The organism is Pseudomonas sp. ABa2 (genome assembly GCF_056676075.1).
Genome location: NZ_CM155239.1, coordinates 4,043,568 through 4,057,200 on the forward strand (window position 1 = coordinate 4,043,568; position 13,633 = coordinate 4,057,200).

Consider the following 13,633-nt stretch of genomic DNA (forward strand, 5'->3'; position numbering starts at 1 on the left):
TGCGGGCGAAGCGTCGAGCCTTGGTGCACGCGGCGCCCCCTGAGGGCGGCGCATCAATCCGGCGATGCGCCCGACGCCGCCGCTGGCTCGACGCTTCTGGGGCGGCGCAGCGGTCGGGTCAGCAGCCAGAGGATCAGCAGCAGGCCGGACAGGATCACCGCGCTGGCGCCCCATTGCAGCGGGCCGGCCAGGCGCAGCAGTTCGGCCGGGTGCAGGCTGGGCTGGCGCAGCATGCGCTGCTCGGCCGCCGCGCCGCTGGTGGGGATGTCGGCCAGGCCGTCGCCGTCCAGGTCCGGCAGGTTGCGGATATGGTCGAGCAACGCCTGCCATTCCTTGAGTTCCTGCACGCCGGGGGTGTCCGGGTCCTGGTCGATGATGGCGTCTTCGATGCGCGGCAGCGGGCGGCCGGCGGCGTCCTTGGGCACCACGTCGAGCAGGCCCTTGGTCAGGTCCGGCACCAGCCAGGTGAAGCTGCCGACGTAGCTGGTGGCGCCGATGCTGTAGAGGCGCGGGTCGTTCAGATCCAGCTCGCGGTAGCCGTTGACCGGGTCGCCGATCTCGATGCGGCTGACGCGGTCGAACGGCACGCGCCAGGGGTTGTAGCTGAAGCGCACGCCGGACACCCGCGGGTAGTAGCTGCGGCTGTCGCGCAGCTGGTAGGCGAGCAGCAGCACCTCCAGCATGGTCTTGATCTCGCGCGCGCTGACGTGGACCTTGATCAGTGGGTAGCCGGGTTCGTCGTCGAACTGGCCGATGCCCAGCGGGGCGATGCGGAACAGGTCGGAGACGCTCTGCACGCCGTGGCGGCCCTTGATCAGGTCGTCGCGGATGGTGCCGTTGCCGGTGAAGGCCAGGTCGGCGCCGGCGGCGTGGCGCAGGGCGTCGGTGACCAGGTTGGCCAGGGTGGTATCGGTGAAGTCGCGGCCGAGGCGCTGGTCGACCTTGGCCAGCGGCTGGTCGAAGCGATAGCCCTTGGGCGCCAGCATGCGCTCGCTGACCACCTGCTTGAAGTCCTCGACCTGGGCGGTGATCGCCGCATCGCCGGCGATGCGGTCGTCGAGCGGGTGCAGGCGGTAGTCACGCAGGCGCGGCACACCGTCGGCGCCGAGGCTCATGCGCAGCTCGCCGAGGTACTGGATTTCCGAGCCGGCCTGCATCACCGGGGTACGCCCATTGACCAGCACCGGCTGCGGCAGCGCCACGTGCGAATGGCCGCCGACCACTATGTCGATGCCCGGCACCTGCTCGACCAGCTCCACTTCCTCGCCGCGCCAGCTGCCGTCGGCCTGCTGGGTGACGCCCATGTGCGAGAGCAGGATGACCACCTCGGCGCCCTCCTCGCGCAGCTTGGCGACCATGATCTTGGCGGTCTCTACAGGGTCGTCGAAGGTCACCGGCTTGATCATCGGGCTGACCGCCACGGCGTTGTTGCCGAGCAGGCCGAACAGGCCGAAGCGGATGCCGTCGCGCTCGATCAGCCGGTACGGCAGGATGCGCCCGGCCTCGAAGTGCGCCTGCAGGCTGTCGTCCTCCTTGCGCGCGGGGTCGAAGCGGATATTGCTCGACAGCAGCGCCGGCAGCGCCTCGCCCTTGGCCCTGTGCGCGGCGCCGATCATCGCGGCGAGGCCGGCGGGGCGGAAGTCGAATTCGTGGTTGCCGAGCACTGCGGCGTCGTAGCCCAGCTCGCTCATCAGGCGCAGCTCGCTGCCCATCTCGCGGGCGACGGTGTGAAACAGCGTGCCCATGGTGAAGTCGCCGCCATCGAGCAGCAGCACCGCCTCGCCCTCGGCCGCCGCGCGGCGCTCGCGCAGCAGGGTGGCCAGGCGCGCGACGCCGCCGACCGTGTCGTCGTCGTTCAGCGTGGCCGGGCTGTATTCGTTGTCGGGGCCGAAGCCGAGCAGGCGCGATTGCCAGTCGTTGCTGTGCAGGATGGTGAAGCTGCGTTCGGCGGCCGCCAGCGGCGCGGCGCTCAGCAGGCCGGCGAGCAGCAGGGTGGGAAACAGGCGCATGGACGATCCTTGACGATGACTGCGGCGAAGTATGCAGCAAGCTGCCGACAGCGGCAGCGACCGATCGGGCCGCGGTTTGTCGCCAATCGGGTCAGGCATTCATTGCCACAGGTCAGCGCCGCAGACCGGCACAGCGACTAGGCTGAAAACAGGACAGCGAAGCGGAGAAGAGCGATGGATCACTTTCACCTGATGCTGGTGCTGCTGATCGGCGGCTTCGTGCTGCTGGGAGTCGGCTTCAACTTCCGCGAACACGAATGGGGCGTGCGCGTGCTCGGCCTGGGGGTGTTGCTGATGCTGGTGCCGATTGCGCTACGGGTGCATCTGGCATTGGCGTAGATCGGGCGCACCCTACCGTTTCCAGCGCTCGGCGGCGCTCTGGTCGCTGCAGCGGCCTTCGACCCAGCGCGGGCCTTCGCTGGTGTCTTCCTTCTTCCAGAACGGCGCGCGGGTCTTCAGATAATCCATGACGAAGTTGCAGGCGTCGAACGCGGCCTGGCGGTGGGCGCTGCTGGTGCCGACGAAGACGATGGGCTCGCCCGGCTCCAGGCGACCGATACGGTGGATGATCTCGATGCCCAGCAGCGGCCAGCGCGCGCGCGCCTCGTCGGCGATCTTGGCCAGGGCCTTCTCGGTCATGCCGGGGAAGTGCTCGAGGAACATGCCGCCGACGTCGCGCCCTTCGTTGAAGTCGCGCACGTAGCCGACGAAGCTCACCACCGCGCCGATACCGAGGTTGGCGGCGTGCAGGGCGTTGAGTTCGCTGCCGGGGTCGAAGGGTTGGGCTTGGACGCGGATGGTCATGCGACGTGTCTCGTTTGATGAGGGCTGTGGTCAGGGTCGGTCGGCGGGCTCTTGGTGAGCCGATTGGTGGGCTGAAGCCCACCCTACGCGGAACGCCGCCCGACCGTTCCTACAAGAGGTATCAGCCGCCGGTAACGGTGGGGAAGAAGGCCACTTCATCGCCTTCGGCCAGCGGCTCGTCGAGGCCGCACAGTTCCTGGTTGCGCGCGCACATCAGGTTCTGCTCGCCGAGCACCTCCCACTCGCCGCCACGGGCCAGCAGGTGCAGGCGCAGTTCGTGGAGGCTGGCGAAATCGCCGCTGAGTTGCTCCTCGTCGCGGCCCAGGGCTTCGCGGTAACGGGCGAAATACTGCACGCGGATCATGCTGGCTCCTCCGCCTTGTAGTGGCCGCTCTTGCCGCCGAGTTTCTCCAGCAGGCGCACGTTCTCGATGACCATGCCGCGGTCCACCGCCTTGCACATGTCGTAGATGGTCAGCGCGGCGACGCTGGCGGCGGTCAGCGCCTCCATCTCCACGCCGGTCTGGCCGGACAGTTTGCAGCGCGCGGTGATGCGCACGGCATCCTCGCCCTCTGCGCTCAGCTCGACCTTGACCCCGGTGAGCATCAGCGGATGGCACAGGGGGATCAGGTCGGAAGTTTTCTTCGCCGCCTGGATGCCGGCGATACGCGCCACGGCGAACACGTCGCCCTTGGGGTGCTCGCCGGCGACGATCATCTGCAGGGTGGCGGGCAGCATGCGCACGCGCGCTTCGGCAGTGGCCTCGCGAAAGGTGGTCGCCTTGTCGGTGACGTCGACCATATGCGCGCGGCCTTGGGAATCGAGGTGAGTCAGCACGGGAAAGCTCCAGGCGGGGATCGGCCGATTGTAAACCCCTGGGTCAGGATTTGGCAGGCATAAAAAAGCGATGCCGCGTCATATGCCGGGACTCCACCCTGCTTCTGTAGCAGCGGATTTATCCGCGACCATCGCGGCTGAAGCGGAACGCCGCCCGGCCGCTCCTAGAGGGCGCGCAAATAACAACGCCCCTGCTCTTGCGAACAGGGGCGCGAGCGCTCAATAGCCCGAGCGCTACATATGGGTTTCCGCGTATTCGGCGAGGATCGAGCGCGGCACCCCTTGCAGGGTGATGTGCACGCCGTGGGGGAAGTCCTTGAAGCGTTCGGTGAGGTAGGTCAGGCCCGAGCTGGGCGCCGACAGGTAGGGGGTGTCGATCTGCGCCAGGTTACCCAGGCACACCACCTTGGAGCCGTTGCCGGCGCGGGTGATGATGGTCTTCATCTGGTGCGGGGTGAGGTTCTGGCATTCGTCGATGAGGATCAGGCTCTGCTGGAAGCTGCGCCCGCGGATGTAGTTGAGCGACTTAAATTGCAGCGGCACCTTCTGCAGGATGTAGTCGACGCTGCCGTGGGTGCTCTCGTCGTCCATGTGCAGGGCTTCGAGGTTGTCGGTGATGGCGCCGAGCCAGGGCTCCATCTTCTCCGCCTCGGTGCCGGGCAAAAAGCCGATCTCCTGATCCAGCCCCTGCACGCTGCGGGTGGCGATGATGCGCCGGTAGCGCTTGCTGACCATGGTCTGCTCGATGGCCGCGGCCAGCGCCAGGATGGTCTTGCCGGAACCGGCGGCGCCGGACAGGTTGACCAGGTGGATGTCCGGGTCGAGCAGGGCGAACAGCGCCAGCGACTGGTACACGTCGCGCGGCTTGAGGCCCCAGGCTTCCTGGTGCAGCAGCGGCTCCTGGTGCATGTCGAGGATCACCAGCTCGTCGCCCTTGATCGCCTTGATCCAGCCGACGAAGCCCTGCTCGTCGAGGATGAACTCGTTGATATGCACCGCCGGCAGGTTGTCGGTGAGCTGCACCCGGTGCCAGGTGCGGCCGTGGTCCTGGCGGGTTTCCACCTTGCTGACGCGGTCCCAGAAGGAGCCGGTCATGTCGTGGTAGCCCTTGGACAGCAGGGAGACGTCGTCCACCAGCTGGTCGGTGTGGTAGTCCTCGGCATCGATACCACAGGCGCGCGCCTTCAGGCGCATGTTGATGTCCTTGGTCACCAGCACCACGGACAACCCCGGATTACGCGATTTCAGCTCCACCAGCTGGTTGATGATCTTGTTGTCGTTGAGGTCTTCCGGCAGCCAGGTGATGGGCGCCGCGCGCTTGCTCATGAGAATCGACAGACGCCCGCAGGGGCCGCTCTTGCCGCGCTGGATGGGTACGCCGTGCTCCACGTCGTCCGGGCTGGCGACACCGAGGATCTGATCGATGAGGCGGATGGCCTGGCGGCATTCGGCGGCGACGCCGTGCTTGCCGGATTTCAGCTTATCGAGCTCCTCCAGCACCGTCATCGGGATGGCGACGTGGTGCTCTTCGAAGTTCAGCAAGGCGTTCGGATCGTGGATCAGGACGTTGGTGTCGAGGGCGTAGAGGGTTGGAGCGGTGGGCTTGGAGCGTCCGTGGTCATCCATACTCGGTCACCTTCTTGTAGTAGCCAAGCGACGCAATACCAAGGCGGTGCTGCGCCGCGGAGAGGCCGCCGACTCCTCAGTGCCGGGGCTGAGAAGGTGCAAGCAAGGTGAGGGCCAGTGGCCGCCACCTGTCTGCAGGTTTCGGCGGTCTTGCTGTTTAATTACTCCAATTCAGGTGACAGAAAAACGTTTTTTTATGGTTTTACCGGTTTATTTGTCGCCGCGACAAATAGCGCTTGGCGGGCTCCGGCGACGCCGTTACAGTCCGAAGTCCCACCCGTCGTTTTTCGCCCTCAGCCGTGGCCGACCTCGGCGCAGCGATTGACCTCCACCGTGACGTGCACCAGCTCGGCAAAGCCCGCCAGACGGGCCTTGTAGCGATCGGCCGTGGTTTCGCCATGGGTCACCACGCTGACGATGCAGGCGTACTGGGCGCGACCGACGCGCCACAGGTGCAGGTCGGCCAGCTCGGTGTCGTGCTCCTGCTCCAACGCGGTGCGCACACGCTCCACCAGGGGGCTGTCCATCTCGCGGTCGAGCAACACCTTGGCGGTCTCCAGCAGCAGGCCCTTGGCCCACACCGCGATGATCAGCGCGCCGACCACGCCCATCAGCGGGTCGAGCCAGTTCCAGCCCAGCCACCAGCCGCCGAGCAGGGCGAGGATCGCCGCCACCGAGGTCAGGGCATCGGCCAGCACATGGAGGAAGGCGGCGTGGCGGTTGAGATCGCGCCCGCCGGCCGGCGCGTGATCGTGATCGTGATCGTGATCGTGATCGTGATCGTGCCCAGCATGGCCGTGGCCATGCTCGTGCTGGTCGCGCAGCATCCAGGCCGACGCCAGGTTGACCAGCAGGCCGAGCGCCGCCACCGCCAGGGCCATGTCGAAGGCGATCGGCTGCGGCCGCCACAGACGCCACAACGACTCGACGGCGAGCAGGGCGATCACCACCAGCAGCAGCACGGCGCTGGCGAAGCCGGCCAGCACCTCCACCTTCCAGGTACCGAAGGCGAAGCGCCGGTCGTTGGCATAGCGCCGCGCCAGCAGGTAGGCCAGCGCGGTGAGACCGATGGCGAGCATATGCGAGGCCATGTGCCAGCCGTCGGCGAGCAGGGCCATGGAGTTGAAGGCGTAGCCGGCGGCGATCTCCACCAGCATGGTCGCGCCGGTTAGCGCGGTGACCCGCCAGGCCTGGCGCTCGGCCGTGGACTCCAGCGGGCGATAGTCGTGGGAAGGCTCCCAGCGCGAATGGTTGCAGCTCGTCATGACGACTCCCTGTGCGAGGTTCGCCGCCACACTACAACCCCGGGGCGGCCCCGGGGTCAAGCCGGCGCCTGGCGCCCGTTCCTGCACACCAGGTTCCGGATTGCCTCCGGGCTGGGCGCTGCGGTCGTTGTCCTGACTCAATCGCCCCTATAGGTGGTCTTGCCCGGCCCCAGCTTCTAGAATCGCCGCCAGACTTTCAGGAGCAGATGTCCATGCTGATGGTGATTTCACCGGCCAAGACCCTCGACTACGAGACCCGGCCGGCCACGCCGCGCTTCACCCAACCCGAACACCTCGACCACGCCCAGGAACTGATCGAGCAACTGCGCGACTTCAGCCCGGCGCAGATCGCCGAACTGATGCACCTCTCGGACAAGCTCGCCGGCCTCAACGCCGCGCGCTTCGGCAGCTGGCAGCGGCCGTTCAATCCGTCCAACGCCAAGCAGGCGCTGCTGGCATTCAAGGGCGACGTCTACACCGGGCTGCATGCCGAGGACTTCTCCGAGGACGATTTCGACTTCGCCCAGGCCCACCTGCGCATGCTCTCCGGCCTGTATGGCGTGCTGCGCCCGCTGGACCTGATGCAGCCCTATCGCCTGGAGATGGGCACCAAGCTGGTCAACGGTCGCGGCAAGGATCTCTATGCCTTCTGGGGCGAGCGCATCAGCGGCTGGCTGAACGAGGCGCTGGCCGCCCAGGGCGACGAGGTGCTGCTCAACCTGGCGTCCACCGAGTACTTCGGCGCGGTCAAGCGCAAGGCGCTGAAGGCGCGGATCATCGACACCGAGTTCAAGGACCTGAAGAACGGCCAGTACAAGATCATCAGCTTCTACGCCAAGAAGGCCCGCGGCCTGATGGCGCGCTACGTGATCAAGGAGCGCCTGACCAACCCCGAGGGCCTCAAGGACTTCGACTACCAGGGCTACCGCTACTCGGCCGAGCACTCCAAGGAAGACAACCTAGTGTTCCTGCGCGACCAGCCGCAGGACTGATCCTCGCGTCGCGGCCCGGCGCTCTGCCCGGCCGCCTCCTCTGCCGCCGCAGCGACTGGCCTGCCTGGCCGTCCCGCAGCCCTGGCCATCGAAGCCGTGGCGCCCCCACGAACCTTGGTTCCCGCCAACAAAACCCGCACGCCTTGGCAATTTCGACGCCGGCCTGTTTTAGCGCGAGCCATTGCCCGTCCTTAGTTACCCGCTAATTGCACGCCAATTAAACTGCAAAGTGCCATCGTGCAATTTGCAAGTTGCCATTAATTTGCGATCAATTAATCGTTCAGCTTGCGTTCAGGAACAGGACGAACGGTAGGAACTATCGCAAAAGTCATGCACTCATACAGCCCGTAACACATTTCAATACATAACTTTCTTGCCATTTTAAACTGCCACCATGCGAATCAACCTTCGCTGGGCGGTTTCGCCCGGAAGAAAGTAGACGGGCCACCAGAGGGAGATAGACACCCGCGCAAGAGTACCGAAACAGAGGCCTCCACTCGGGCCGCACAGACAATACCCAAGGGCCACCACTTTATATAAAGGCCCACATTTGGCGCCACTTCCGGCGCCCCACTCTACTTATGCCTGAAGGAACTTGCTGACGCACAAACAGCAAGTTCGCAGAACAGTTTTGGCCATTTGGCCAGTATTTGAAAACGCATCGAACGGACGAGGTGAATACCATGCGAATCAGTATTTTCGGTTTGGGTTATGTGGGCGCCGTGTGCGCTGGTTGTTTGTCGGCCCGCGGCCACGAGGTGATTGGCGTGGATATCTCCGCGCACAAGATCGAGCTGATCAACAACGGCAAATCGCCCATCGTCGAACCCGGCCTGGAGGAACTGCTGCAACAGGGCCTGCGCCAGGGTCGCCTGCGCGGCACCACCGACGTCGCCGCCGCCGTGCTGGAGAGCGACGTGTCGTTCATCTGCGTCGGCACGCCGAGCAAGAAGAACGGCGACCTGGAACTGAACTACATCGAAGGCGTGTGCCGCGAGATCGGCTACGCCCTGCGCGACAAGCCCGGCCGTCATACCGTGGTGGTGCGCAGCACGGTGCTGCCGGGTACCGCGAAGAACGTGGTGCTGCCGATCCTCGAGGATTGCTCCGGGAAGAAGGCCGGGGTCGACTTCGGCCTGGCGGTCAACCCCGAGTTCCTCCGCGAGAGCACCGCGATCAAGGACTACGACTTCCCGCCGATGACCGTGATCGGCGAACTGGACAAGGCCTCCGGCGACCTGCTGGCCAGCATCTACGGCGAGCTGGACGCGCCGATCATCCGCAAGGACATCGAAGTCGCCGAGATGATCAAGTACACCTGCAACGTCTGGCACGCGGCCAAGGTCACCTTCGCCAACGAGATCGGCAACATCGCCAAGGCGGTCGGCGTCGACGGCCGCGAGGTGATGGACGTGATCTGCCAGGACCACAAGCTCAACCTCTCCAAGTACTACATGAAGCCCGGCTTCGCCTTCGGTGGCTCCTGCCTGCCCAAGGACGTGCGCGCGCTGAACTACCGCGCCGGTAGCCTGGACGTCGAGGCGCCGCTGATCGGCTCGCTGATGCGCAGCAACGCCGCCCAGGTGCAGAAGGCCTTCGACATCATCGCCAGCCACGACACCCGCAAGGTCGCCCTGCTCGGCCTGAGCTTCAAGGCCGGCACCGACGACCTGCGCGAGAGCCCGCTGGTGGAACTGGCCGAGATGCTGATCGGCAAGGGCTATGACCTGGGCATCTACGACCGCAACGTCGAATACGCCCGCGTCCACGGCGCCAACCGGGACTACATCGAGTCGAAGATCCCGCACGTGTCCTCGCTGCTGGGCAGCGACCTCGACGCGGTGATCGCCAAGGCCGACATCATCGTCCTCGGCAACGGCGACGAGCGTTTCGCCAAGCTGGCCGCGCAGGCACCCAGCGGCAAGCGGGTGATCGACCTGGTCGGCTTCATGCCGCACGCCAGCAATGGCGTGGCCGAAGGCATCTGCTGGTAAGGCCAAGCGTGCCCGCGCGCCCTGCGCGCGGGTACCGAGAGACGCATATGGACAAGCTCAAGAACGGCCTCAACCACGCCAGCGGCTGGCTGCTGTACCTCAGCGCGCTGATGCTGCTGGCACTGGCCCTGCCACGTACGGTGTTCGACCCCGAATCGCGGGACTTCCTCCTGCTGATCGGCATCGTCGGCATCTGGCGTTATTCCATGGGTGCCGTGCATTTCGTGCGCGGCTGCCTGTTCCTCTACCTGGTGTACCCCTGGTATCGCCGCAAGGTGCAAAGACTCGGCAAGGATGCCGACCCCTCTCATGTCTTTCTGCTGGTGACCAGCTTTCGCATCGAGGCGCTGACCACCGCCATGGTCTATCGCTCGGTGATCCGCGAGGCGATCGACTGCGGCTACCCGAGTACCGTGGTGTGTTCGATCGTCGAGCTGTCCGACGAGCTGCTGATCAAGACGCTCTGGGCCCAGGCCCAGCCGCCGGCGCACGTCAAGCTGAACATCGTGCGCATTCCCGGCACCGGCAAGCGCGACGGCCTGGCCCACGGTTTCCGCGCCATCTCCCGGCAGCAGCCGGATCGCGATGCGGTGGTGGCGGTGATCGACGGCGACACCGTGCTCGAGCCGGGCGTGGTGAGCAAGAGCGTGCCCTGGTTCAAGCTGTTCCCCAATGTCGGCGGGCTGACCACCAACGAGTTCTGCGAGGTGCGCGGCAGCTACCTGATGAGCGAGTGGCACAAGCTGCGCTTCGCCCAGCGCCACCTCAACATGTGCTCGATGGCCCTCTCCAAGCGCGTGCTGACCATGACCGGGCGCATGTCGGTGTTCCGCGCCAGCGTGGTGACCGACCCCGAGTTCATCCGCGACGTGGAGAGCGATCACCTCGAGCACTGGCGTCTGGGCCGCTTCCAGTTCCTCACCGGCGACGACAAGTCCAGCTGGTACAGCCTGATGCGCCTGGGCTACGACACCTTCTACGTGCCGGATGCGGCGATCAACACGGTCGAGCATCCGCCGGAGAAGAGCTTCATCAAGGCCAGCCGCAAGCTGATGTTCCGCTGGTACGGCAACAACCTGCGGCAGAACTCGCGCGCCCTGCGCCTCGGCCTGAATCGCCTCGGCGCCTTCACCAGTCTGGTGCTGCTGGACCAGCGCGTGTCGATGTGGACCTGCCTGCTCGGCCTGTGCGTGGCGATCATCGCCAGCATCAAGTACAGCCTGATGTACCTGTTGATCTACCTGCTGTGGATCGGCAGCACGCGCCTGGTTCTGACAGTGCTGCTGATGCTCTCCGGCCACCGCGTCGGCCCGGCCTACCCGGTGCTGCTCTATTACAACCAGATCGTCGGCGCCCTGGTGAAGATCTACGTGTTCTTCCGCCTCGACCAGCAGTCCTGGACGCGCCAGAACACCAAGCTCAACCGCGGCCTGTCCAGCTTCGCCAACTGGTTCAACAGCTGGTCGTCGCGCGCCATGACCTTCTCTGCCTCCTGTGTATTCATCGCCGCGCTGTTGGCGCTGGTATGACCGAACTCGAATAGGAACTAGCCACCATGAACTCAGTCGCCAACCTCAACGTCGTCCATGAGTCCGAGGCCCAACGCCAGCACGCCCGGGTCAAGCTGCCCGGACGCCTGCGCTACAGCAATGCCCAGCGCGAACGCATCGACGTGCGCCTGCTGGATGTCTCCGCCGGCGGCTTCAGCTTCGCCAGCGAACGCACCGCACACAAGGTCGGCGACTTCCATCGCGGCCAGCTGCAGTTCCAGCTCGACAGCCTGGTGCTGGGCCTGGACATGGATTTCCAGGTCTGCTCGGTGCAGCCCGAACAGGGCCGCGTCGGCTGCCAGTTCCACAACCTCGGCACCCGCGAAACCGCCGCCCTGCGCCACCTGATCAGCGCCCACCTGGCCGGCGAGCTGGTCAACGTCGGCGAGGTGCTGCACATCCTCCAGCGCGAGAACTTCACCAAGGCGCGCAAGAACGGTGCCGGCGGCGGCATGGGCCTGTTCGGCCGCCTGCGCGCGGTGACCTTCAGCACCGCGATCTTCCTCGTCGGCCTGGCCGCCTTCGGCTACATCGGCAAGTCGATCTACGGCCTGTACTTCGTCACCCACGCCCAGTCGGCGCAGATCAGCCTGCCCGCCCTGCAGGTGACCATGCCGCGCGAAGGCAGCGTGCAGAGCCTGGTGCAGCCCGACGGCATCGTCGAGAAAGGCGCGCCGATCGCCACCTTCACCACCAGCATGCTGGAGATGCTCAAGGGCCATCTGGGCGAGGAGCAGCTCGAGCCGAGCCAGATCGAGGCACTGTTCAGCCGCGAGATGCAGGGCACCCTGACCAGCCCGTGCAACTGCAAGATCGCCCGCCAGCTGGTGGCCGACGGCCAGTTCGCCAGCAAGGGCGACGTGATCTTCGAACTGGTGCCGCAGGACGGCATCGCCACCGTCAGCGCCAGCTTCCCCTACCGCCACCTGGAACAGGCCCGCCCGGGTACCCCGGTGAGCTTCAAGGTGGCCGGCGAAGACCAGCCGCGCCGCGGCGAGATCGTCAGCAGCAGCCTGCACGACGGTGGCCTGTCCGCCGACATCCGCGTGCAGATCAAGCCCGAACAGACCCTGCCCGCCAGCCTGGCCGGCCAGCCGGTGGACGTGGTCATCGACCGCGGCCCGTCGCTGAGCTGGCTGGTCGACCGGGCCATCGCCGCCGGACGTTAACGCCATGTCTCTGCCTCTTCTCCGCCCCGCCCTGCTCGGCCTGGCCGTGAGCGCCGCCCTCGCCGGTTGCGCCGGTCTGCCCGATCAACGCCTGGCCCGCGAGGCGCTGCAGCGCGGCGACCAGCAGACCGCCGAGCGGCATTTCCGCCAGCTCGCCGAACTGGGTTACGACGAAGCGCAGATCGGCCTGGCCGACCTGTATGTCGCCAACGGCCAGCCGCAGGACCTGGCCGAGGCCGAGCGCGTCTATCGCCAGGCCCTCGACGGTTCGCCGCGGGCCAAGGCGCGGCTCGGCAAGCTGCTGGCGCGCAAGCCCGGCAGCAGCTCCGCCGAGCGCCAGGAAGCGGCCGAACTGCTGGAGACCGCCAGCCGCGCCGGCGAGCCCGGCGTGCTGCTGCCGCTGACCGAGCTTTACCTGTTCTACCCACAGGACTTCCCCGCCATGAACCTATCGCAACGCATCCATGACTGGCGCCAGCAGGGACTGCCGCAGGCCGAACTGGCGCAAATCCTCGTCTACCGCAGCGACGGCAGCTACGACCAGCACCTGGGCGAAATCGAGCGCATCTGCCAGGCCGGCCTGGCGGCGAACGACGTGTGCTACGTCGAGCTGGCCACGGTGTACCAGAAGCAGGGGCGCGCCGAAGAGCTCGACGCCCTGCTTGAACAGCTGATGGCCGACTACCGCGCCGGCCGCGTGTCGCCCAACCGGGTCGACGCCGTGGCCCAGGTGCTGGCCGATGCCGAAGTCGGCCAGCCGCAGCCCGGACGCGCACAGGAGCTGCTCGAAGCCATCGCGCCACAGCATCCGACCGCCTGGGTCAGCCTGGCGCGGCTGCTCTACGACTACCCGCAGCAGGGCGACAGCGAGACCCTGCTCGGCTACCTGGACAAGGGCCGCGACGCCGCCCTGCCGCGCGCCGAGCTGCTGCTCGGGCGCCTGTACTACGAAGGCAAGCTGCTGCCGCAGGAGCCGAAGAAAGCCGAGGAGCACCTGCGCAAGGCCGCGCCCAGCGAGCCCAGCGCCAACTACTACCTGGGGCAGCTCTACCTGCGCGGCTACCTCGGCGAGGTCTACCCGCAACAGGCGCTCGATCATTTGCTCAGCGCCGCCCGCGCCGGCCAGCTCAGCGCCGACTTCGCCCTGGCGCAGATGTTCAGCCAGGGCCGCGGCGTCAAGCCCAACCCGGTCAATGCCTATGTCTTCAGCCAGCTCGCCCTGCCGCGCAACACGCCGCAGACCCACGAGCTGGCCCATGCCATCGCCCAGCGCCTGACCCCGGCGCAACTGGCCGAGGCCCAGCGCCTGCTGCAAGAGGAGCGCGAGGCGCGTGGCAACGCCTGGCGCGAACAGAACAGCCTGCAGGCGAGCCAGCCATGAACAAGG

12 protein-coding genes are annotated in these 13,633 nt (G+C 66.4%); 6 read left to right on the top strand and 6 right to left on the bottom strand.

Features of this window, described 5'->3' with window-relative positions; all coding sequences use genetic code 11:
• Positions 1-53 precede the first annotated feature (53 nt).
• Entirely contained in the window at positions 54-2,009 is a 1,956-nt protein-coding gene (locus tag AC1G9C_RS19785) for a bifunctional metallophosphatase/5'-nucleotidase (RefSeq protein ID WP_480408570.1), read from the bottom strand.
• Between the two features lie 174 nt (positions 2,010-2,183).
• Between AC1G9C_RS19785 and AC1G9C_RS19790 the strand changes: the two genes are divergently transcribed.
• Entirely contained in the window at positions 2,184-2,348 is a 165-nt protein-coding gene (locus AC1G9C_RS19790; protein ID WP_021441941.1) for a hypothetical protein, read from the top strand.
• A 12-nt stretch (positions 2,349-2,360) separates the two neighbouring features.
• On the opposite strand, the gene moaE is transcribed toward AC1G9C_RS19790, so the two are convergent.
• From moaE to dmeF, 5 genes are all read right to left on the bottom strand, one after another.
• On the bottom strand, positions 2,361-2,813 hold the full coding sequence (moaE, locus tag AC1G9C_RS19795; RefSeq protein WP_457789211.1) for a molybdopterin synthase catalytic subunit MoaE: 453 nt from the start codon (positions 2,811-2,813) through the stop codon (positions 2,361-2,363).
• Positions 2,814-2,934: 121 nt separating this feature from the next.
• Complete coding sequence (locus tag AC1G9C_RS19800; protein ID WP_480408571.1) at positions 2,935-3,177, bottom strand: MoaD/ThiS family protein; 243 nt, start codon at positions 3,175-3,177, stop codon at positions 2,935-2,937.
• Positions 3,174-3,650, bottom strand: coding sequence for a cyclic pyranopterin monophosphate synthase MoaC (gene moaC, locus AC1G9C_RS19805; protein WP_122108283.1), 477 nt, complete (start codon positions 3,648-3,650; stop codon positions 3,174-3,176). Before moaC ends, AC1G9C_RS19800 begins: the two co-directional genes overlap by 4 nt.
• Positions 3,651-3,884: 234 nt before the next feature.
• Entirely contained in the window at positions 3,885-5,276 is a 1,392-nt protein-coding gene (locus AC1G9C_RS19810; protein WP_021441937.1) for a PhoH family protein, read from the bottom strand.
• 293 nt (positions 5,277-5,569) lie between these two features.
• Positions 5,570-6,541: a CDF family Co(II)/Ni(II) efflux transporter DmeF gene (gene dmeF, locus AC1G9C_RS19815; RefSeq protein ID WP_480408572.1), complete on the bottom strand. Its 972-nt coding sequence runs from the start codon at positions 6,539-6,541 to the stop codon at positions 5,570-5,572.
• 212 nt (positions 6,542-6,753) lie between these two features.
• Between dmeF and yaaA the strand changes: the two genes are divergently transcribed.
• The 5 genes from yaaA to algK all read left to right on the top strand — a co-directional run bounded on the left by yaaA (position 6,754) and on the right by algK (position 13,627).
• On the top strand, positions 6,754-7,533 hold the full coding sequence (gene yaaA / locus AC1G9C_RS19820) for a peroxide stress protein YaaA (protein WP_021441935.1): 780 nt from the start codon (positions 6,754-6,756) through the stop codon (positions 7,531-7,533).
• A gap of 683 nt (positions 7,534-8,216) precedes the next feature.
• Positions 8,217-9,527 (top strand): GDP-mannose 6-dehydrogenase, encoded by a 1,311-nt coding sequence (gene algD, locus AC1G9C_RS19825; protein WP_021441934.1) that lies wholly within the window; start codon positions 8,217-8,219, stop codon positions 9,525-9,527.
• Between the two features lie 47 nt (positions 9,528-9,574).
• The gene (locus AC1G9C_RS19830; protein ID WP_397496146.1) at positions 9,575-11,056 is read left to right on the top strand and encodes a glycosyltransferase family 2 protein; all 1,482 of its coding nucleotides are present in this window, start codon (positions 9,575-9,577) and stop codon (positions 11,054-11,056) included.
• 26 nt (positions 11,057-11,082) lie between these two features.
• A complete protein-coding gene (locus AC1G9C_RS19835; RefSeq protein ID WP_021441932.1) occupies positions 11,083-12,246 on the top strand; it encodes an alginate biosynthesis protein Alg44 in 1,164 nt (387 codons plus the stop codon).
• Positions 12,247-12,250: 4 nt separating this feature from the next.
• Positions 12,251-13,627: an alginate biosynthesis TPR repeat lipoprotein AlgK gene (gene algK / locus AC1G9C_RS19840; protein WP_480408573.1), complete on the top strand. Its 1,377-nt coding sequence runs from the start codon at positions 12,251-12,253 to the stop codon at positions 13,625-13,627.
• Positions 13,628-13,633: the final 6 nt, after the last annotated feature.